Source organism: Limnohabitans sp. Rim11 (genome assembly GCF_001269365.1).
GTDB lineage: Bacteria > Pseudomonadota > Gammaproteobacteria > Burkholderiales > Burkholderiaceae_C > Limnohabitans_A.
The window spans coordinates 1-20,576 of the sequence record NZ_CXOM01000006.1; the positions used below are offsets into that span (position 1 = coordinate 1).

General features: G+C 44.4%; 25 protein-coding genes and 1 pseudogene. 12 read left to right on the forward strand and 14 right to left on the reverse strand.

Annotated features, from left to right (window positions below; translation table 11 throughout):
- From AMM03_RS13185 to AMM03_RS13210, 6 genes are all read left to right on the forward strand, one after another.
- Window positions 1–770, forward strand: a 770-nt coding sequence (locus AMM03_RS13185) for an IS3 family transposase (RefSeq protein WP_194942898.1), incomplete at its 5' end; no start/stop codon positions are given.
- 23 nt (window positions 771–793) lie between these two features.
- Window positions 794–1,588: an alpha/beta hydrolase family protein gene (locus tag AMM03_RS13190; protein ID WP_228764703.1), complete on the forward strand. Its 795-nt coding sequence runs from the start codon at window positions 794–796 to the stop codon at window positions 1,586–1,588.
- Window positions 1,589–1,694: 106 nt separating this feature from the next.
- Window positions 1,695–3,263, forward strand: coding sequence for an ATP-binding protein (locus AMM03_RS13195; RefSeq protein WP_194942899.1), 1,569 nt, complete (start codon window positions 1,695–1,697; stop codon window positions 3,261–3,263).
- Window positions 3,256–3,843, forward strand: a complete 588-nt coding sequence (locus tag AMM03_RS13200) for a response regulator transcription factor (RefSeq protein ID WP_090132351.1) — start codon at window positions 3,256–3,258, stop codon at window positions 3,841–3,843. The genes AMM03_RS13195 and AMM03_RS13200 overlap by 8 nt, the downstream gene beginning before the upstream one ends.
- 397 nt (window positions 3,844–4,240) lie before the next feature.
- Window positions 4,241–4,432: a hypothetical protein gene (locus AMM03_RS13205; protein ID WP_090132353.1), complete on the forward strand. Its 192-nt coding sequence runs from the start codon at window positions 4,241–4,243 to the stop codon at window positions 4,430–4,432.
- 299 nt (window positions 4,433–4,731) lie between these two features.
- Window positions 4,732–4,836, forward strand: coding sequence for a DUF4287 domain-containing protein (locus AMM03_RS13210; protein ID WP_090132355.1), 105 nt, complete (start codon window positions 4,732–4,734; stop codon window positions 4,834–4,836).
- Between the two features lie 70 nt (window positions 4,837–4,906).
- On the opposite strand, the gene AMM03_RS13215 is transcribed toward AMM03_RS13210, so the two are convergent.
- From AMM03_RS13215 to AMM03_RS13230, 4 genes are all read right to left on the reverse strand, one after another.
- Window positions 4,907–5,437 (reverse strand): hypothetical protein, encoded by a 531-nt coding sequence (locus AMM03_RS13215; protein ID WP_090132357.1) that lies wholly within the window; start codon window positions 5,435–5,437, stop codon window positions 4,907–4,909.
- 390 nt (window positions 5,438–5,827) lie between these two features.
- On the reverse strand, window positions 5,828–7,027 hold the full coding sequence (locus AMM03_RS13220; protein ID WP_090132359.1) for a calcium-binding protein: 1,200 nt from the start codon (window positions 7,025–7,027) through the stop codon (window positions 5,828–5,830).
- 344 nt (window positions 7,028–7,371) lie between these two features.
- Window positions 7,372–8,229: an alpha/beta fold hydrolase gene (locus tag AMM03_RS14200; RefSeq protein WP_194942900.1), complete on the reverse strand. Its 858-nt coding sequence runs from the start codon at window positions 8,227–8,229 to the stop codon at window positions 7,372–7,374.
- A gap of 430 nt (window positions 8,230–8,659) precedes the next feature.
- Entirely contained in the window at window positions 8,660–9,538 is an 879-nt protein-coding gene (locus tag AMM03_RS13230) for a LysR family transcriptional regulator (RefSeq protein ID WP_090132362.1), read from the reverse strand.
- Window positions 9,539–9,662: 124 nt separating this feature from the next.
- Here AMM03_RS13230 and AMM03_RS13235 point away from each other — a divergent pair, with 124 nt between their 5' ends.
- Window positions 9,663–10,547: an NmrA family NAD(P)-binding protein gene (locus AMM03_RS13235; RefSeq protein WP_090132364.1), complete on the forward strand. Its 885-nt coding sequence runs from the start codon at window positions 9,663–9,665 to the stop codon at window positions 10,545–10,547.
- Between the two features lie 111 nt (window positions 10,548–10,658).
- Here AMM03_RS13235 and AMM03_RS13240 read toward each other — a convergent pair whose 3' ends face one another.
- From AMM03_RS13240 to AMM03_RS14205, 5 genes are all read right to left on the reverse strand, one after another.
- Window positions 10,659–10,946 carry a DUF6641 family protein gene (locus AMM03_RS13240; RefSeq protein ID WP_194942901.1) on the reverse strand — a complete coding sequence of 96 codons (288 nt, stop codon included), beginning with the start codon at window positions 10,944–10,946 and terminating at the stop codon, window positions 10,659–10,661.
- Between the two features lie 52 nt (window positions 10,947–10,998).
- The gene (gene sppA, locus AMM03_RS13245) at window positions 10,999–12,912 is read right to left on the reverse strand and encodes a signal peptide peptidase SppA (RefSeq protein ID WP_090132366.1); all 1,914 of its coding nucleotides are present in this window, start codon (window positions 12,910–12,912) and stop codon (window positions 10,999–11,001) included.
- A complete protein-coding gene (locus tag AMM03_RS13250; protein ID WP_090132368.1) occupies window positions 12,909–13,451 on the reverse strand; it encodes a hypothetical protein in 543 nt (180 codons plus the stop codon). The genes sppA and AMM03_RS13250 overlap by 4 nt, the downstream gene beginning before the upstream one ends.
- Window positions 13,441–13,686, reverse strand: coding sequence for a helix-turn-helix transcriptional regulator (locus AMM03_RS13255; RefSeq protein WP_090132369.1), 246 nt, complete (start codon window positions 13,684–13,686; stop codon window positions 13,441–13,443). The genes AMM03_RS13250 and AMM03_RS13255 overlap by 11 nt, the downstream gene beginning before the upstream one ends.
- 162 nt (window positions 13,687–13,848) lie before the next feature.
- Window positions 13,849–14,040 (reverse strand): hypothetical protein, encoded by a 192-nt coding sequence (locus AMM03_RS14205; RefSeq protein ID WP_194942902.1) that lies wholly within the window; start codon window positions 14,038–14,040, stop codon window positions 13,849–13,851.
- Window positions 14,041–14,541: 501 nt separating this feature from the next.
- On the opposite strand from AMM03_RS14205, the pseudogene AMM03_RS14415 reads away from it, so the two are divergent.
- Window positions 14,542–14,742: pseudogene (locus AMM03_RS14415) on the forward strand (DUF2855 family protein); the annotation flags it as partial.
- Entirely contained in the window at window positions 14,655–14,918 is a 264-nt protein-coding gene (locus AMM03_RS14420; protein ID WP_090132373.1) for a DUF2855 family protein, read from the forward strand. The pseudogene AMM03_RS14415 and the gene AMM03_RS14420, both read left to right, overlap by 88 nt.
- 51 nt (window positions 14,919–14,969) lie before the next feature.
- Here the strand turns inward: AMM03_RS14420 and AMM03_RS13270 are convergent, their stop codons facing one another.
- The 3 genes from AMM03_RS13270 to AMM03_RS13280 form a co-directional block, all read right to left on the reverse strand.
- The gene (locus tag AMM03_RS13270) at window positions 14,970–15,173 is read right to left on the reverse strand and encodes a hypothetical protein (protein ID WP_090132375.1); all 204 of its coding nucleotides are present in this window, start codon (window positions 15,171–15,173) and stop codon (window positions 14,970–14,972) included.
- A gap of 79 nt (window positions 15,174–15,252) precedes the next feature.
- Window positions 15,253–15,522, reverse strand: a complete 270-nt coding sequence (locus AMM03_RS13275; protein ID WP_090132377.1) for a DUF2164 domain-containing protein — start codon at window positions 15,520–15,522, stop codon at window positions 15,253–15,255.
- A gap of 59 nt (window positions 15,523–15,581) precedes the next feature.
- Window positions 15,582–16,844, reverse strand: coding sequence for an MFS transporter (locus tag AMM03_RS13280; protein WP_090132379.1), 1,263 nt, complete (start codon window positions 16,842–16,844; stop codon window positions 15,582–15,584).
- A 95-nt stretch (window positions 16,845–16,939) separates the two neighbouring features.
- Between AMM03_RS13280 and AMM03_RS13285 the strand changes: the two genes are divergently transcribed.
- Complete coding sequence (locus AMM03_RS13285; RefSeq protein ID WP_090132380.1) at window positions 16,940–17,788, forward strand: GNAT family N-acetyltransferase; 849 nt, start codon at window positions 16,940–16,942, stop codon at window positions 17,786–17,788.
- A gap of 86 nt (window positions 17,789–17,874) precedes the next feature.
- Here the strand turns inward: AMM03_RS13285 and AMM03_RS13290 are convergent, their stop codons facing one another.
- Complete coding sequence (locus AMM03_RS13290; protein WP_090132382.1) at window positions 17,875–18,204, reverse strand: GYD domain-containing protein; 330 nt, start codon at window positions 18,202–18,204, stop codon at window positions 17,875–17,877.
- Window positions 18,205–18,566: 362 nt separating this feature from the next.
- On the opposite strand from AMM03_RS13290, the gene AMM03_RS13295 reads away from it, so the two are divergent.
- On the forward strand, window positions 18,567–18,848 hold the full coding sequence (locus AMM03_RS13295; RefSeq protein ID WP_090132383.1) for a cupin domain-containing protein: 282 nt from the start codon (window positions 18,567–18,569) through the stop codon (window positions 18,846–18,848).
- 68 nt (window positions 18,849–18,916) lie between these two features.
- Here AMM03_RS13295 and AMM03_RS13300 read toward each other — a convergent pair whose 3' ends face one another.
- Window positions 18,917–19,522, reverse strand: coding sequence for an MSMEG_1061 family FMN-dependent PPOX-type flavoprotein (locus tag AMM03_RS13300; protein ID WP_090132385.1), 606 nt, complete (start codon window positions 19,520–19,522; stop codon window positions 18,917–18,919).
- Window positions 19,523–19,826: 304 nt separating this feature from the next.
- On the opposite strand from AMM03_RS13300, the gene AMM03_RS13305 reads away from it, so the two are divergent.
- On the forward strand, window positions 19,827–20,567 hold the full coding sequence (locus AMM03_RS13305; RefSeq protein WP_228764704.1) for a methyltransferase domain-containing protein: 741 nt from the start codon (window positions 19,827–19,829) through the stop codon (window positions 20,565–20,567).
- Window positions 20,568–20,576 lie beyond the last annotated feature (9 nt).

Sequence of the window (20,576 nt, forward strand, 5' to 3'; positions counted from 1 at the left end):
CCTGGTTGCTGGAGCCCTTGTCGGCAAGGGCTGTGGAGAACCAAGCCCTGACAGCGCAGATCAAAGAGTTCTATGAGCAGAGCATGGGTATCTACGGCAGCCCCCGAATCTTTTGTGATTTGAGGGAGGCAGGAGTTCAGTGCAGCGAGAACCGAGTGGCCAGACTGATGCGGATGGCTCAAATCAAGTCTGTGCGGGGCTACAAGCGGCCTCGCTACAAGGTGGGCCGGCCCTCACAGGTCTCGCCCAACCAGTTGCAGCGCCAGTTCCAGCAAGACGCGGCGGATCAAGTTTGGGTGACCGATATCACGTACATCCGCACATATGAAGGGTGGCTCTACTTGGCGGTGGTGCTGGATTTGCACTCAAGGGCGGTGGTGGGTTGGAGCATGCGAGGCAGCATGGAGACCACTTTAGTTCTTGATGCTTTGACGATGGCTGTGTGGCGTCGCCGTCCAAAGGGTTCCGTGATCATTCACTCGGATCAGGGTTCGCAGTTTGGCAGTGACGAGTTCAGCCGTTGGTGCAAGGAAAACCGATTGAGCCCCAGCATGAGCAGAAGAGGCAACTGCTGGGACAACGCGGTGGCTGAATCGTTCTTCAGTAACTTGAAGAGTGAAAAAATCAAAAAGAGGATTTATAAAACAAGGCAGGAGGCCAAGTCTGAGGTCTTTGAGTACATTGAAGGCTTCTACAATCCAGTTCGGCGTCACAAACATCTTGACCAACTCAGCCCCCTTGAGTTCGAGAGACGTCAAATTGCGTTATGAAGAGTGTCTACAAAATTGGGGGAATGCCAATTGGACAAGATTTAATTAGCTTACTACGCAAAGATTCAAAGACAGTCTCGGCAATGGTCTACAAGCCCATTGCAAGTGAATGCAAAGGCGTTGCAATTATTTCGCACGGAGCAGGTGGGTCTGAAAAAGGCTATAACTATCTCGGATCAGCGATGTCTGATTTTGGTTATCTTGCGGTAGTTGTTGGTCATCAAGAAAGTGGGCTTCAAGTTGTTAAAGAGCAAACCAGCGGAACAACACTAAGCGAAGGCTTAGCCAAACTTATTACAGACCCAAAGGCTTACCAAGCTAGATTTATGGACATTGCTGTTGCGAAAGAATGGGTTCAAAGTCAGTGCAATTCTAAAGTGGCTGTTTTGATTGGTCACTCAATGGGTGCAGCGACTGTGATGATGGCTGCAGGTGCACGCAACAAATTAAATATTGCTGAAGTTTCTAATTTCACGGCTTACATCGCAATTTCTCCACAAGGTTCTGGATTGATATTTCCTGAAATGGCGTGGAGCGATATCAGTCCACCTGTTTTGATGCTGACGGGTACTCAAGACAAGGAATTGGGTGGGTTATCTTGGGAAACAAGAACCGAGCCATTTAATAATATGAAAGCAGGATGCAAGTGGCTTGGCGTCATTGGTGGTGCCACTCATATGAACTTTGCTGGGCGAGGCATATCAAAAAAAACGGAGACATTGACTTTGCAGGTAATTCGTGACTTTTTGACAGGTGTCCAAGCCGGTGACTGCAAACTATTGAATCAGATATCAGGAATGACGATATCGGTGAAGTGATGAAAAGTTGATTCCCGAAACTTTTGAAAAAAGTTTGGGGTCTATAGGGATGGCGGGGCTGCTGTGGATTGAATAGGGTATAACTTTACAAATGATGACTCATTCAATGAAAAACTTAAAGCTAGCGATGTTGTTCTCGCTTGTATTTGTGTGCGTTGACTGGCTTAGTTTCATTCATCCAATGGGGCAGCTCAACATCACACCTTGGAACCCGCCAGCCGCAGTTCAAGTACTTTTCTTAACTTGGGCGGGATTGAATTGGGCTCCGTGGGTGTTTATCACAATCGGATTTGCTGACTGGTTAATCCGCGATTCAATCATTTTCTCATCTTCTGTTTTGATTGGAAATACGATATTGATCGGATGCTACGCAAGTATTTCGTATGTATTGATCAAGCTAATGAAAGGTGTTCCAAGACTTCAAAACCGAGTTGAAGTTTTTAAGCTAAGTTTGGTTAGCGTGATTGGTGCGGCAATTACATCAATCTTGTATGTTGGATTTCAAACTTTAATAGGAAAATTAGTCAAAGAAGATTTTGCAGAGGCAAGTTATCGTTTTTTTGTAGGCGATCTATTGGGACTGGTTGTCGTACTTCCGTTGTCTCTTTTATTTTTAAATCAATACAGACAAAATCAATTCAAGCAAATGTTCAAGAGTCAATCATTTTGGCTATTGTTCTTGGGGCTTCTAGTATGTGAATATTTCGTTTTTTCTTTGCCTATTGCATTGCAGATGAAATATTTTTTCCCGCTGTTTTTTGCAGTTGGCTTGATTGGCGCCGCTCATTCTCTGCCAGGCGCCACATTTGCCGCGGCTGTGGTGCAAATACCTTTAGTCATCAGTTTTACCCAGATTGGTGTGCTGCCCAGTGATTTGATTGATATGCAAATTGTGATGTTTACTTTGTCAATGACGGGATTGCTCATTGGTACGGTTGTAGATGAGCGCTTGAATACACAAGAAAAATTGAAAGAAACATTGCAGTTGGTGGCAGCGGGTGAGTTGGCAGGATCTCTCGCACACGAACTGCATCAGCCTATGAGTGCTATCAATGCCTATGCAGAATCTGCGATGTTGCTTTCGTCAAGTGAACACAACGAGCTAAACGGAAAAAACAAAGATACATTGCGGAAAACACTAGATCAAATCATCAAAGAATCAATTCGTGCCTCTGAGATTGTTCGTGGTTTGAGAAGTTTTTTCATCGGTGGTGCATCAAACATCAAGTTGGCAGATGTTGACCAGTTGGTGACAGATACAGTTTTTCAGTTAGAAAGCTACGCTCAAAAGCTAAATGTCCAGTTAAAGATAGAAAAGCTCCGCGAACCAGTGTGGGTGATGGTTGACATCACTCAGGTTAAAACAGCATTAGGCAACTTGATCAAGAATGCTATAGAGTCAGCCAACTCGGATGGTGTCGTTGAAGTAATGTTTGCGTTTGATAAGCAACAGCGAATTGAAATAAGCATTTTTGATTCAGGTAAAACACTGGATATCTACGAAAGTGAAATTATTTTCAAACCTTTTTACAGTGATAAAAAAGATGGCTTGGGATTAGGTTTGTCTATCAGTAAGTCATTGATTGAAAACAATGATGGATCAATTTCGTACAGATCAAAACCTAAAAAATGTTTTGTTGTTTCATTGCCAACAGGGAACAAAATAGATGTTTGAAAACAAACTGATTTGTATTGTTGATGATGATGCGTCTGTGCGTGATTCACTGAGCTTGGTGCTTGGTTTAAAGGGCTACGACTGCCGGACTTATGAAAGTGCTGAGTCTTTCCTATCTAGTTTGCCCAATCGTCCCGCTTGTATCATTTTGGATTTGAAGATGACGGGAATGAGTGGACTAGAACTGCAAAACCGTTTGCTTAGTTTAAAGACACCAGTTCAAATCATTTTTCTAACTGCCTTTGCAGATGTTCAAGTGATGCGTGAAGCATTTTTAGGCAATGCTGTGGACTTTTTAGAAAAGCCATTTGTACTTGAACAGCTTTTGGAATCTATCAACCGTTCATTTCAAAATCTATCTGCCACTACCGAAAATATCCAACAAAATCAAAAACTGAGCTTGCTGACACCTCGGGAGAAAGAAGTCTTTGATGTTCTTTCCCAAGGAAAAAGTCATCGTGAAATCGGAGAATTGCTGAAAATCAGCCCTAGAACTGTAGAGGTTCATAAGGCTAGAGTGATGGAAAAGCTGGGAATAAAGACGCTTGCTGACCTTCTGCGGCTTTCTGTCAAATCTTAAGTTGATATAAGGGCTTGCCCTTACGGCTTGGGGCGAATTTACAAACTTGGGTGGTTTTTCTACATTGGGGCAACTAACGAAAGTTGCAAATGACCACTTCAAGTTCAAATCCATTTTCTATCGGCTGCACAATGGTCGGGGTATTGGTGCTTCTTGTTGCGCTTCTGGTTCACGCCTTGACTGAAAATTTCACTGCCTTGTATTACTTTTCATTGGGAATGTTTGTAATTGGTTTTCTTGTAAATACAAGTGAAACCGAATGAATCAAAGTATTGCAGTTTAAATAATTTTTAAATGTAATTCAGAGGATTATTTCGTTTGGATCAATAAGTCACACGTAAAGTCAAGCTATCCTGCAATGAAGGTCTAACTTCTATATCGTCTTTAAGGGTCCAATATGTTTCAAGTAGTCGTTCAGTCTGCTATGCGTCAATTGAAATCAAAATTGCGTTTACCTGCCCCACCCACAAGCTCATCAGAAACAGATAAAAAATCTGAATCTAAAGACAAAACAGGGCTTATTCTGATTCTTATGATTGGCGGCGGAATATTGTTGATGGCTATGTTCTCAAATTTACCAAGCAACTAATTGCTTTTTAGGTAGTGTTCATTTGTTTGAGATCTAGAAGGATGCGAGGACAGCGATAGATTTATCAGGTTTCAGTTAGTCAATTTCTTTATCGTTGGATCAACTGCAAGTGGATCAAGTTGGCGCTGAATATTGGCAACTGAGTTGGGATTGTGAATAACTCGTTTTAACTGATTGTTCCCAACTGAAGCACTCGCACTACTACTTGGCGCAGAAGTCGTCTTAGGCTTGGATTTAACAGCGTTAGATTGGACTTTCTGTCGCATTGAACACTGGATCAAACTTGTTCAAAAAAAAGCATGAAACACATGGAAGTTGTGAATTGGCTGAAGACTGAGCATGGTCTTGGACACGGACACGCCAATGCAATCGTGGGCTATTGCTTTGCCCAGAAGTCAGCGTGATACCCGTGGAGCTTACGGATAGCCTTTATAGCCACTGAATGTCAAAGCCTTTGAATAAATTTTCGGGTCTTCAAGTTTGTGGGGCGCTTGTTCTCTTGAATGGTAGAAACGGATTCCACTTGTCGTCGCCTTTGGGGATGCGGTTGGCATTGCGAACTGAAACAAACATCAAATAGCACATAAAAAATCTAAATACGAGTAATAGGTTGAAGCCTATAGTTGGGTTCGCAAATTGATCTTTATAGAAGATTGTCATGTCGGCAATGAAATTAATCGAACCCACAGTGAACATTGCTAAAAAGAAAAGTGCAGGATATTTCTCGGTTTTGTAGGCAATAAATCCTATGAACATAAATGCAAACATGATCCAAGCCCTGAAATAAAGAGCAGACTTCATGTATTCCCTGACCAAGGGGTCTGTGAAAAGGCTGCTTGCCACTTCATCTGTAAATACAGTCAATCGTATGAACCAGATAAGTCCAGCTATCCAGACGAGCCAAAGACGCAAGGGGAAAAATTTGTCTGGATTTAGATCTGCCTGCCCTGGTCTGGCAAGCAGGGCTTCTAACTCGTCTGCAGACAATAGTTGTCTTTTGTTCATTTGTTATAAATTACTAGCACTTGGCTAATGCAAGTGTTGTTTAACATTTGGAAAATGTAAGTTCAAGGTTTTACGAATAGATGATTTGTATCTTAAAGGTGCAAATTGCAAGTTGTTTTGTATCAATAAAATAGAAAACTTGCACTAGCTCTGAAGCTGATAGTTTGAGAGTTCGGTGGTTTAAAAATTCGTCGCCGATTTTTAAACCCTGCGTATAAATCGTTGAGGCAGGTTTGGTTTCAGGGGGTCTACCGTGTTCGTGGGTTGGGGTGGTCAAGGGGTGTCGTGTTACACGACAGTTGGTGGTGATGTCCTTTTAAAGGACAAACGGTTGACGTCTTCATAGGCAAAAAAGGCGCCCGAAGGCGCCTTAATCCCAGCAATGGAAATTTACAGAACTAAATCGGTTTGACTAATTAAAGTTACACCAACAAGCTCTATTTGAAATTCAGCGGCTGTATCTCTGTCGTTGCTTCCATACAGAACGCCATTTTCAAACCATACAGCGCCGTTTGCGTTGGCAAGTGACAAGTTAGAAGCATTGCCGATGAATATAAAGACATCATTTGTCCAATTTCCAACTGTAGCGTCAATGGCTGATAGATCAATTTTGTCGCCATTGGTAAAGTCAAAAATATGATCGCGAGTGGTGCTAGTCAGACCTGATTCAAACACATTTGTAATTCTGAATGTGTCGTTCCCCAATCCGCCATAAAGATCGTCTGAACCTGCTCCGCCAATTAAGATGTCGTCACCATCTTCACCATACAGGTCGTCACTGCCAATGCCACCTGTCAGTGCATCAATACCAGCTCCACCGTTCAAGTAGTCATCGCCATTACCACCGTCTAAACGGTCATTTCCTATACCGCCATAAAGGTCGTCAGAGCCAGATTCGCCATTTAATTGATCATCGCCATCGGCGCCATATAGATCGTCATTACCGTTGCCACTTGACAAGCGATCATTGCCGTTTCCTGCATAGTAGTGAGCATCGCTATTGTTACCGCGCCACTGGTCATCGCTGTCAGTGCCTGAAGCGCTTCCACTCCAAACACTTCCATCTGTCGCAACATAAGATTTTGAAACCTTAGCGAACACACCATCACCATCTAAATCTGAGTAGATTGAGGTTTCTGTAATGCCACGTTCTACTTCTGTTTTGATGATGTTGGAGCCGTCAATTGTCCAAGTTTCGTTTAAGTCAATTCTTTCTTGTGATTTATAGCCGCGTTCAATTTCATAAACGGCAGCTACAGCGCCATTGACAACATCAAATTGATAGCCATTTTGCAATTGGCTGGTAGTTGAATTTTGTGTTGTTATTGAGTTTGAGATTGATGAGCTATCAGTGGAATAAGACTTGGACATCTTGGCAAAAATTCCATCTCCGTCAATGTCGCTGTAAATGGTAGTTTCAGCGCGACCGTGTTCATACTCAGTTTTGACGACATTGCCACCATCAACTGACCAGGCTTCATCCCTGTCCATTTTTTCAAACTTAGTGCGTCCATTTTTGATCTCATAAACTGCTGTGACGGCACCATTCAAAATATTGAATTTATAGCCTTTGTTTGAATCGTTGCTCATATAGTTCCCTTTGATTGCAATGAAATTGCTTTGCTGAGAACTAGAATTTAATGAGCTCAGCTGAAGGAATTCTTAAGACGCAATGTTTTGAATTTAAGTTCAATTAAGCCGTAAAGAATCCAATATCTCTCTTGGTCCTAGGGAGCGATTAGCGAATGGCATCTAAATTTGAGACAAACTAATCGCAGATAGTGCTTAATTCTTAAGCAGGGATCAACTCACAGATTCTCAGAATTTTTGAATCAAGTTTGGGGTCTCCAAGGATGGGGGTTGAGTTGAACTGAAAACTCATCGTCAATTCCAAGCGATCGGTATAAATCACGGATGCAGGTTTGATATCTGATTTATTTTGTACCAATGCTTGGTGTAACTTCGCGTGTTTTAATCCATCTGATAATTGCATTGTTGACTTCAAATTCATTTCCTTCGTAAGAATGGTAATGTCCCCCTCCACAAACAGGCCCATTCTTTGTGCCGCCATTAACAGTGACCAGGTTTTTTTCTGAATACTTTATTACAGTTAAGTAAGGCGTTACAAAACATCCATCCTCCTCATGGTGAATATTTAAAACTGGAACGTTTAATTCCCTCATGTTAAATGCTTCACCAGCCCATCCAAAATTTGATACAGCTCCCCTATATCTAACCGTCACTGCGGCGCTGCTAATGACTCCAGCTATATCGCCTCTTATATTTTTTCCTAATAGTTTTGCACTTATTGTTCCGTGACTGTGACCCATCAAATAAAAGTTTTTGACTCCTTGATTTTCTTTCAATGAATTGATAATTTTTTGAATATCTTCTGCATGTTGATTTGAGCTTCTATAGGAATCGTCACAAGCTGTTGGTGTGTCCCACGATTTATTTCCCCACTGGTCTGTTGGACAATCCATTAGTACAAAGCCGATATTTTCTTTTGTTAGCATGCTCACGCGCATAAATCTATTCACTCCATTAAAGAATGTTTTATCAGATTCGATTCTTGAAATGGAAGGCCAACCATTGAAATATAAGATTGCTGTGTCTGTTTTTTCTTCTGGCATCCATCCTAACGCTCTTATATAAACTGGACTCTTCGTTAAAAATCCTTGCATCCTGTCTAGTTTTTCTTCGATCAATATTGGTTGCGCAATACACGTGAAATTGATTAGGAAACCAAAAATTAATGCAAGTATTTTTTTCATTTGTATTCCCCAATTCATGATTTACATTTCTCGTATTTGGACATTAACAGTAACAGCATGTACAAAAAATAGTTGAGTTCTGAGTTGTGTAGCCCATTAAATTATAGAAAACCCTGAGTTTTGATTCTCAGAGCCTTTGAATAAAGTTTGGGGTCTTTAAGGATGTAGCCCATTTTGCCCGCTGCGTACAAATCGTTCTGTCAGGTCGGATTTCTGCGGGTTGACCGTGCTGTCGGGTTGATGTGGAGATCAGGTGTCGTTTAACACGACAGTTGGTGTGTGATGACACTTTTTAACCGAGTCTGGGGTTTGATCTGAATTTAAAAGCACAGAGATCACCTATTGAAGTTCAACTTACATTGAATGACCGATTCACACTCTCAACGTACGCTTTGACTGATAGATGTCCGTAGCTTTGCTGTTCAACGCTCTAGCCAAGCAGCAGCGTTTAAATCCAATCCTGAGGAAACGCCGTCTCAAGAAACCGAATGAATGCATTCACCTTCGCGCTTGAAAATCTTCTGGAGGCGTGAAGCACCCAAAGCTCAGAAGGCTTGTCAAATGAAGGACCCCAACTCACCAAGCGCCCCGCTTCAAGATCTTTGGCGATCAATAAACTTGGGAGTTTGGCTGCGCCTATGCCAGTAAGTAACGCATCGCGAATCATCGTGAGTGTTGGCAACTCAAGCACAACTTGGGCCTCTAAATCTTGCTGTTGCTTGTCACCCACTTGCCAAACAGATTTGGCAATCAGGGATGAGCGAACCACAACCGGTAAGCGTTGATTGTGTTTTTTGACATTGAGAAATTTCTTCTTGAATTGCGGTGTAGATACCACCAGCACCTCGTCCTGCACAAAACATCGTCCTACCAATTCTGAGTTGGTTTCAGGATTGATGCGAATCACTAAGTCGTAGCCTTCTGTGACCAGATCTACTGCGCGATCTTCCATGGTGATTGCAAGTTGAACCTCTGGATATGCCGTGGTGAATTGGGCCGCCAATCGACCCATGAACATTTGCCCAAACAGTGTCGGCACATTGATTCTCAAACGACCTTGGGGTTTTGAGCTGCCATCTCGCAGTTGTTGCGCGGCTTCATTAAGCTCGTGCAATGGGTTCACAGCGCGTTCTAAAAGCAAAGCGCCTTCCTCAGTGAGATGGACGGCTCGAGCGCCCCGTTCGAATAGACGCACACCCAATGCTGACTCTAGCGACATGACTTTCCGAGACAGTGTGGCCTTGGGCCGACTACTTACGCGGCTCGCCTGTGCGTAGCCGCCATGCGTGGCAACCAGCACAAAGTCGGACAAATCTTCAAGGTTCATTTCGTTTCATTATTGGGATGATTCGTCTCATTTTAAGGTCTTTCGTTCCTTATTTGAGCGCATAAGATCACTTCCAATGAGTCGCTTGCTTTAAGCAACTCAAGAATCAATCAAAGGTCACGCAATGTCATCAGAAAAAGTCTTAGTACTCAACGCAACGGGTAAGGTCGGACGCAATGTCAGCAAGGCATTTCTAGAGGCTGGTTTTGAAGTCTATGGAACCACAAGGTCTAGCAATAGCAGCTTACCTGGAATGGGTGTTAAGCCAGTTGTGTGTAACTACACCCAGCGAGAAGATTTAGACAAAGCATTTACGCAGAGCGGTGCTAAAAAAGTATTCGTCATCACTGATTATTTTGCGGCAGCTAAAAAGAATGCCAACTTAGAGTTTGAACAGGGTCGTGCCGCGATAGATGCTGCAAAGGCTGCGGGTGTCAATCATTTGATATTTATGAGTGTGGCTGACGCAGAGTTTTTTGACGAGCACGTGCTTCACTTGCATGCCAAAGTAGATCTAGAAAAATATTTACGTTCGTCGGGAGTGCCGTTTTCAATATTGCGCCCCTGTGCTTTTTTTGAAAATTTAGACGACGCGGCCAATTGGAATCCTTTGAAGAAAGGCGTTGTGAAGTTCTTGTCGCTTCATCACAATAAGTTCTGCGCCACTTATGACATTGGCAGGGCGGCGGCCATTCAATTGAAGGCACCTGATCAATGGCTGAGTCAGTCACTCGACGTCATTGGTTGGCAAGGCAATTTGGAGCAGGTGGCTGAGGCGTTGTCCAAAGTCAGTGGAGTGCCTGTTAAGGCCAAGCTGGCGATGCCCATCTTTTTCCGTCGACTGTTCTTGAAAGATTTGCATCATATGTTTTTATATTACGAGGTGCAGAAAGGGCCGCTTGGCACGCCGGAAGCGTTTAAAAAAGTTCTGCCTGATGCAATGTCGGCGGAAGATTGGTTTCGTTTCCATGGCAAATATGCCAACGGTGAGCGAATTGTTCAGGCTTAGGTGTCGTTTTACACGACAGTTGATGGTGCTGGTGGTTTGGAATGATCGTCCAGCAACGGGACGATGAACGAACAAAGGTGCAATCAAGCACCTTTGTTCAATTTGCGACATTTACTGACTAAACCCATCCCGCAGCTTGTTGGCAGCGGCATCAATTTGTGTGTCCAACTCTCCATTGAGCACGGCAGTCTTGATTAGTTCTAGTGTGGGCACTAAATCTTTCTCGCTGCCAACTTCCACTGCCACTTTGCCCCGAGCTAGTTCCAGCACCCGAGTGCCATAACGCACTGACAAGGCAAGTTTTCCTGATTCAGTAGTAAACCACCAAGGTCGAACACGCTTGGGCATTTCCACCTGACGGCGTATGCCAGTGTGGCGTTCCCCCAATTCAGTAGACAAATATTATTGTCAAAATCTGAATATGGCATGCCTCCATCAAACGCTCCACCTTTTAGGGCAACACATTGCACAAGCAGTGCGCCGCAGCACCAAAGGGTTGTTTTTTGTCAATAACCGTTTGCAACCAGCTCAAATCTTGTCCCAATCTGTTCAGCATCAAAGCATCAGCGCCCGAAAGTCCTGACAACACATTCCAAGCTGGAGGGGCCACTGATTCAGCAGAAATCCAGCCAATCTGACCCATGAATTTTTGGGCAAATTTTTCGATAGGTGAGGTTTGGGGTCCCACATAACGAATAGGGAGCTCTTTCCCGTTGGCGTTGGCACCATCCAGTTTGGCAACCCGGCTTCGGGCCTCTTCAACGGCATCGGAAAAACTTCCGAGTCGATCAATCAGCTTGTGATTGGCTGCTTGCGCACCTGTCCAAATTCTGCCTTGGGCTAGCTCGTCTGCTTTGGCAAGCTCGATGCTGCGAGTGGCAGACACTTTGCCAATAAAATCGGTATAGATGTGTTCAATGCTCGACTGCACCAAAGACTGCATGCGGGGGTCTAAGGCTTTTCGAGGATCGTAAGCACCCGCAAGCCAGCTGGTTTGGTAGCCACCTGTATTGATACCAATTTTGCTCATCAAACCTTCACCAGTGGGCAACATGGCAAACACACCAATAGAGCCAGTGATGGTAGCCGGATCAGCAATGACCACATCAGACGCCATTGAGATCCAATAGCCACCGGATGCCGCCAAGTTGCCCATGGACACCACAATGGGTTTGCCTTTGTCTTTGGCAATTTGCAGCTGCTCGCGAATGAGTTCAGAGCCCAAAACACTGCCACCAGGAGAATTCACTCTGAGCACAATGGCTTTGACATCTTTGTCTTCAGCCGCTTTTCGAATGCGCTCAGATGTGGAGATACCACCAATTTTGCCGGCTGGTGCGCGGCCATCGCCAATTTCACCTTCGGCCACCACAATGGCAATGTGCTCCCCTTTGACTCTCTTCACTTCAGAGGTGAGATAGTCTTTCCAGCCAACCTGACGGAAAGATTGAATGTCTTCGTCTTTGCCCACTTCTTTCATGAGCGTTTCACGCAATGATTCAAAAGTCTGCAAACCATCGACCCATTTCCAATCGAGTGCCAATTGGCCTGGATTGCCTTTGACCTTGATGAGCGCGTCGGGCAGCTTGCCAATGTTTTGATCAATGCTGCCTGCAGGCAAATTGCGCGCCTTTTCAACGCCGCCTGTGTACAAAGCCCACAACGCGTCATACACATGGGCCTCGGCTTTCAAGGCTTGCTGCGAGGGAGCATTCAACACATAAGGTTCACCAGCAGATTTAAATTGGCCCACTCGAATTAAGTTGGCTTTGATTCCAAGTTTGTCTAATGCATCTTTGTAATAATTGCGGCTTCTGCCCAAGCCTTCAATGAGCACACCGCCCATGGGGTGCGATAGCACTTGGTTGGCATGCGCCGCCAAATAATATTGGCGTTGGTCATAAAAGCTAGACCATGCCACCACTTGCTTGCCTGAGGCTTTGAATTTTTCAATGGCACTGGCTGCCTCGCGCAAAGAAACCAAACCGCCTCCTTGAAAGTCGTTGAGTTTTAAAAGCACTTTGTCGATGCGCTTGTCTTTGGCTGCCAGCTCAAGCGTCATGACAATATCGCGCAGTCGGACTGTTTCAGGGGTATTGCCTTGAAGCTCACCAATGAGCTTGTCTTTCAGGCCGCCTGGCGATTCTTCAACCAAGACACCTTTGAGGTCCATGACCAAAACCGTGTGATCTTCAAGGCTCACTTTGTCTGAATAAAGAACAAACCAACCGATACCTACTGCGTACAAGACAAAACCAAAGACCAGCGCCACGCGAAACCCACTGATCATCCAGTCGGACACTTTGAGAATGCCCCGATTGATCAGCGCATAAAGGCTTTTGATTTTTTGAAAAAGGGTTTTCATTTTGACTCCTCAGAAATTGAATGCTCAGAAGGCAGTAACCACGCTAACACCATGGAAGGCAAGCAAGCCACCCACATGCAAAAAGCAATGAGTGGCTGCGAGAATTTGACATTGGTGGCTCCATTCAAAGAGCCAGAAAATATTTCAAAAAATCCAATAAACACAATGGCATATACAAATATGACCGCCGACAACCAGCGGTAAGCATGCAGATAGCCTGAATTTCGGATGGCTATTTGCCGTTCATCTAACAACTCGTCAGGAGCGTCTGCCACATTTCTAACCGACTTGCGCAATTGGAAATACAGAAGAAACACAATGACTAGCAAAACAATTTCTAAATAGGATTTCAGCTTGGGTTGGTCAATGAAGAAAACAAAACTCAAACCGATGAGACAAGCCGCCGTGAAGAGCACCAAAACTCGACGGTTGAACTGATTGCGAAACCTAGACGGCCTGTTGTCGTTCAAGCTTTCAATGACTTCATTCTTGGTGACACCTGCAGACCAATAATATTTATTGCCTTTTTTATCTGTCATGTGATTTGCCTTTTGGAAAAGGTTGGATAGAAAAGAGGCTTTGAATGTCTTTTCCCAAAACATCGGCAATTCGCATGGCCAGCACCAAGCTGGGGCTGTACTCGCCCCGCTCTAGGTAGCCAATGGTTTGATAGTGCACGCCCACAGATTCGGCCAATTGCTGGCGCGACATGCCCAGCAGCTCGCGCTGCTCGGCAATGCGGTTGTAAACGGGAATTTCTTCATTGCGGCTCATGAAGATAGTATAAATGCTACATAGCACTCATGGTACTTTTGAATAAAGTTTGAGGCCTTGGAGGACGTCCTTCAAAAGGTCAAACGATCAGTAAAACTCGTTGATTCAGGTTAGGCTAACTCGCGTGAACCGTGAGATTGGGTTGACCCAACAACTCCGAACCTAGTTTGTCGGAAGATTTGAAAATATAGCCATCATCAATATTCCACCACCAATCGCAAGCACCAAGATGAGCCCTGTTTTGTCTTTGGATTCAGGTTTCTTACCTGTTTCCGTTGACTGCGTAGGTGGTGCAGGTAAGCGCAATTTTGATTTCAATTGACGCATAGCAGACTGAACGACTACTTGAAACATATTGGCTCCTTAAGGTTGATGAGAAAAATAAATCTATACCCTAAGATAGCCTAGATTTACTTTCCACCTTTTGACTTAATTGGCATAGCCTTTTGAATTTCTTGGAAATAGCTAGTTTATTTTGACTCTTACAACTTTTGAATAAATTTTGGGGTATTCAGGGATGTCTTGGTGCGATAAAACGAAGTTAGTTCCAAAGGGTATTACAAAGCAGAATTTAAGCGCCGATTTTTAGCCCTGCGTAAGAATCGTTGAGTCAAGTTTAAGTTCATCGGGTCAATCATGCTCGTGGGTTGACGTGGTCAATCAGTGTCGTATAAAACGACGGTTCGTGGTGCTGGGTTCCATCACTGTCCCCATCTTGATAGGTCTAAATACGCTCGTCAGTTAGATTGAGATAACGCCACTCGCAGAAGTATCTAGTTTTCAAATTTAATTGTTATGGCATCACAAATGAAAAGCATTGATTTTCTGGCTGATTAGAACTTCTTTGAGGCTGATACGATTTTGCTTTCTAGCGCATCCAGCAAAATAGCCTACGCCACAGCAGTTCAGCTTCAACATCGATCTAACATTAAGGTAGTAGGGCTTACCTCTGCTGCGAATCTGAATTTTTGCCAAAGCCTGGGCCGCGAGCTACATTCTTTTTTGCACCAGCACAGGTTGCAAAGCGGAGTGGCGAATGGGGCAATGCTGTCCTGATGCAGCGGATTATTGCGGATTGGAAATCGTTCATTGATAGGGTTACAAACCCTCATGCGCCTTGGTTGTCAGTTGAGGCTCATAACGGACCAGCGGCTGTATCGAATATTTATTCACAAGTGTTATCAGGCAATGTGGATCCAAAAGTGGGCCTGATGTTGTCACTTAAAAGCTAGGGTTTGAACAGGTAAGGCTGTAGCGTTACTGGGTTTTAGGGGCAAGCCCCATCAATCTCCAGCAGAGCCCCCGCCATCGCTGCTGCCCGCATCTGAACTATCGGCTGAGCCATTGGGGTGTAGTGCGTTGTTGGCACTAGGAAAAACAAGCGCTTGAGTCATGAAGTCATCACTTGAGCTTTTTTTTTCGTCTTCGGACAGTTCGATGGGTTGCTCAGGCTTTGAATTGAAAATTTTTGAAATCCAATCGAACATGGAAATTTCCTCTTTTAAGTCAAGTCAATATATAGTATCAATGCTACATCTGAAATGCAAGGTGCCATCAGGTTTTGGCCTATCTTTTTTTCATATGGTCGTATTTACGCCAATACTGAAATGGGTCTTCGTTGACCTCTAAATCAATTTCCATCACCCGCGTTTGAATTCGTTCTTGCACCTCGGCAACAGCCATGTTGTAGATCACAGGACCTATTTCATCAACAAAAAAACCAAGCAGCGCACCAGCCGCAATATTGCCAATCTTTTCATCCATGTTCTCTAAAAAATATCGCTCAATGGAGGAAATGGCTTGCTGCCTTACTTCTTTGGACAGTTCAATGGTCATGCTGGGTCTCTCAATTAAATTAAAGATTAGTTTTTACGATCAATTCAAATAGTTAAATCCTAAGAATTGCGAAAAGGTATTATTTTCCGGATTAGCAAAAAGAGCATTACACCCGCAACGCCCATTGCAGCATCTGAATACAAACCGGCATTGCTGCCTGCGTTTTTATAAAAGTAACTGTTGAGTAGGCCCATATAGGCGATGGGTGTGTTTGAAAGCGATGCAAAAATACTGAACTTGGTAGCCACAGCACCTGTGCCAATAGCTTCTAAAGTAACTGCTGTGAACGCCGCATACCCCAGTCCAGTAATGAATGCATAGGCCATTACAAAGACGTAATACATGGACAGGTTGTGTGGCGCCCAAGCCATGCCTACTGAGCACACAGACATGAAAAGGCCAAACAAGCAGTACGCAATCTTGCGGTCTATCCTGTCGCACAAATAGCCTCCCACCAAGCAACCTAAGGCAGACAGCAAGCCACTAAGAACGCCACTGGTTACGGCCACATCATTGGCATTGGCACCCCATTCTTCAGCAATCAGGGGAAACAAGATGCCAGCTGCACCTGAACCAATGGGTAAAAAACAAATGAACAAGCCCAGAAAGCCTCTGTGTGACTTGGCAACTTGCCACAAGTCTAAAAAAACAATTTTTAGACCGTTCCAAGCCAGTTGAAATTGGGCCATGATGCCAACCGGTTGAACGGTCGGCGCTTGAGGGGCAGGCTCTTGCTGAGGTTCATGGGTATAGCGAACAGCCAGTCCCGTCAGCAAGCAGATGGTGGCAAGAACCAAGCCCGGCAGCCACTGGTGCGTCGTGTTTTCTGCAATGACTAAAGCTAAGCCGCCCCCTAGACCGCCGCCACCCAAATTGCCAGCTTGAAACCAACCCCCTGTGCGACCCAATTGCTCGGGCGAAGTATTGTGCGCCATCAGGCTTTCAACGGACATGCTCAAAAACGCTGTTGAAATGCCAGAAGCCAGAACTAAAACTTCTAGCCATGGCAGGTTGGCTTCAATGGCAGGAACCCACCCCAGCATGGCAAGGCTGATAGCACTCGTAATGCTGGATAGACCAAACCATTTTTTGCGGGTGAGGGTGAGGTCTACCAAAGGTGCGTAAAGAAATTTAAGGGTGTGCGGCAAAAAACTCAAAGCCACCAGTGCGGCAATGGCCACAGCATCAACACCTGCCCGCCCCAGTAAATACACAACGGTGACAGTCAAGAACCCCATGGACGCGCCAAACGGAATGATCAAAAGTAAATAGACCAGGGGGTGGCTATTTTTTGGGGCTTCAATTGAGGTTAAGTTTGTCATACAGTCAATTACCTGTTTTTGAGCTCAAGCGTTTTAAACTCTGAATCTAGCTACTTGCATTATGTGAGATAAATCTGATTGTTAGGAAATTGAAAATGTCTCTCCCCAAAGAATATGGATTGGGCTCATTGAGTGATTGCTTTGCGCGTTGCCCTGATACAAATGCAGAGGTGACGGATCAATTTATCGTTTACAAAACCAAGTCGCGATCAGACTATTGGTTTGGCAATTACCTCGTATCGAATAGCCCAGTCACGCTTGCGTCTTTGCCTCATATCAGAAGTCAATGGTTAGAACATTTTGCTCAAGAAAAAGGAATTTTGTGGCAGATATTAGAGTGGGAAATTCCTTTTGATGGAGTCATGCCTGATGTTTCAAAAATAGCAGCAGCTTCAAATGCTGAGTTAGATGTGACCATGGTGAGGCTTGCAAAAAGAAGCGACTTTCAATTTCATGTCAGTAGTGCTGCGTTGGAATCTGAAGTTGAATTGATCCAAGTAAATACCGAAGATCAAGCCAAAAGTGCATTAAAGATTGCATTGGCCGATCTTGAGGCATCACCTGAAACAGGCGTTACTGCAGATTTTATTGAGTGGCAATTTGATCAGCGACTAAAGGCAGCAAATTTGGGCCAGGGCAATTGGTGGCTCCTGTTGTATCAAGGCCTGCCTGTTGCTTCTTGTGGCTTATTCTTTGATCAAGATGGCTCTAAGGGAAGATACAGAGATGTCATCACACATCCCAAATGGCGTGGTCGCGGATTTGCAACCAAGCTTTGTGGCATGCTTGCGCAGCATTCTTTTGAGCAGAGTCAAGTGCAGGAACTCATCATTGTTAGCGAGCCTGATTCGACGGCAGATAAGATTTACAGCAAGTTAGGATTTAAAGCTGTTAGTTGTCAAATTGCTTTGAAAGCTGAAACGTCATCTTCCCTGTTGGGTTGATATGCAGGGTTCAAGTTCTGGTCGGCAAGTGTCGTTTTTTTCGACAGCTTGCCTTCCTTGAATTGAGCTCAAAGCAGATTCGCCAATTATTTATTGGGCGCTTTGTATTTGGCTGCTTTTGCACCAGCGTTGGTCATCGCTGTTTTCATCGCTTTGGTTGAAACCAATTCTTCTACTTGAATTTCTTGGAATGCACCGCTTGCCATGGTGATCATCTGGGCTTCCGTAATTTGCTCAGAAGTGCCTTCAATTAAGCAAACGATGCTGCCATTGGAAATTGAAAACATAACTTCATAAGTTTTAAGGCCCAAAGATTTGAACAGTGCTTTCGCTGCCTCGCCTCTATCGCTAGGTGCAGAAAGCATGCCTTGGAAAGCTGTGGTTGTGTAGCGTGAACGAACTAGATACAAAGCCATGATGTGTCTCCGTTTTTAGATAGGTAATTGACGCGCTAAGTTGCTGCGAACCCAGCTGCTTAATCCGCTGCCAGTAGCCCGAGCAGACCAATCTTGAATTTCTTCAAGTTTAAAAAGTAATTCGCGATGAACCGCAGGGTTCAATTTAACGCTGCTGAGATAGAAATGAAATAGCTTTTTGGAATCATTTAACAAGGGTTTTCCAGAGTGATGACTCACTGAGCGTCAAATGAAAATAGGTTGAATGCTTTCATCATCCTGTCATAAGATGTATCCAATCGGTAAATGGTTCATCCTCAAAATTCACCGCCACACTCTCATTCAAAATTTCTGATGCTCATGCATCGGTTGGAGCTATCTAGATGAAGTCATGCGAAAACCTCATTGAATTTACAGCACAAGCTATGGACGACGGTTTTGATGAGGTCGTTCAAAAAGAATGGGCGCCAAACCTTGTCCTTGAAAAGCATGTCCACCCTTTTGATGCCAGAGTTCAGGTGGTGGCAGGTCAGGTCAAGTTAGAGCTAGCTGAGGGTTCTCAGACATTAGAGCCTGGCCAAGGATTTTTTATCGCCCGAGGCACCGAGCATGCCGAGCAGTATGGCCCGAACGGTGCTACTTTTTGGGTGGCACGAAAGACATAAACCATTGTTTTCGGCATTGCTTCCGTACTTGTCATATACGCGCTACCTACCTGAAGTCCATCTTTAATTTAAAGCTCAGGCAAGTAACGCTTCAACATTTCCTCGCGCGTTTCGACGGGCGAAGTCATTTTGGTTTGATCTTGAATGATCTCACCCAGTGTTGGCATTGCATCAAATTTTTGATGGCTTTCAACTGACCACAACGTGGACCGCATCATTGCTTTAGGGCAGTGCATATAGGCTGCCTCTACCCCAACTTTGATCAGCAGTTTGGGCCTGTTCTTCATGTCATTGAAGTGCGCTAGTAGATCAGGGTCGGTCTGAAGAGTCGCTTTGCCATTCACACGAACCACTTCGTCAATGCCTGGCACAAAAAACAGCAATCCGACCTGAGAGGTTTCGATAATGTTCGATAAAGTGTCCAGTCTGTTATTGCCCGGAGAGTCTGGAATCAGAAGGGTCTGTACATCTAAAACTTTGACAAACCCTACTTCTCCACCTCGCGGTGAGCAATCCATTTGATGAAGCAAATTGCCGCTGCTGATGGTCAGGAAAGGTGACAAAGAAATGAATCTTTGGATGTGTTTGTCAATGTACGTCAACTCCTTCAAGACAGCGCGTTCAGAGGGTGTCTTGTAAAGGGCGCGCAATTGTTCAAGAGTTTGAATTTGCATACGAAAAACGTAATTAGTTTATTTTTAGATAGGTGACCTTGATCAACTGCATGGCTGCTTGATCCAATTGCTAATATTAATGACGAAGTTTATATATCAAGATAGACTAACCATACATGGAAATCGCAAGCAGATTGAAATCTGTAAGCAATCAGCGTTTTGAGTAAAACGACTACCCCCTGAACATATGACTTTCAATATCCGGCTTGTTTTCTTTTTGCCTATTATTTTTCTGCTGCAATCATGTGGAACGCTGCCAACAGAAAGTTATGTTCCTAAAAGAGGGCAAATGGGCAAGGATGTCATGTGGCTCCCGACCAACGACGATCTTGTTTATAAGTTGTTGGAAGCAGCTCAAGTGGGGCCCAACGATTTGTTAATTGACTTGGGTGCAGGCGACGGAAAAATTCCTATTGCAGCTGCCAAAAACTTTGGCGCCCAAGCATTGGGTATTGAATACAACAAAGAGCTGGCCTCTCTGGCCGGCCGCAACGCGCAACGCGCTGGTGTTGCAGACAAAGTACGCGTTATTCATGGCGATATTTTCAAAGAAGATTTCTCTAAAGCCACGGTGCTTACTTTGTATTTGCTGGAGGAATTGAATGCACAACTCCGACCCAGCATTTTGGCCATGAAACCTGGCACTCGTGTTTTATCAAACACCTTCTCTATGGCCGACTGGGAGCCCGATCAGGTGATTCGTGCAGGCAGAGAAACGGGTTATTTCTGGACCGTGCCAGCCAAAGTTGGGGGCACTTGGAATATCACGGGTCTTGAGGGCATGCCTTTCGTAACCGTCAAATTTGATCAAGTTTTTCAAAGGGCAGCTGGCACGCTTGCGTTTCAAGGTCAACAACAAAATTTGGTGGGTGTTCGCTTAGAGGGTGCGCAATTGCACTTTAGCTATTTGAACCAAGACAAACTATTGAAATCAGTGAAAGCGCAAATTGATGGTGATAGATTGTCGGGCGAAATAGTGGGGCTCTATGGCATGCACGATATCCAGCAATTGCCCGTCAAGATTGAGGGACGAAGACTCAATTGAAGCACTCGT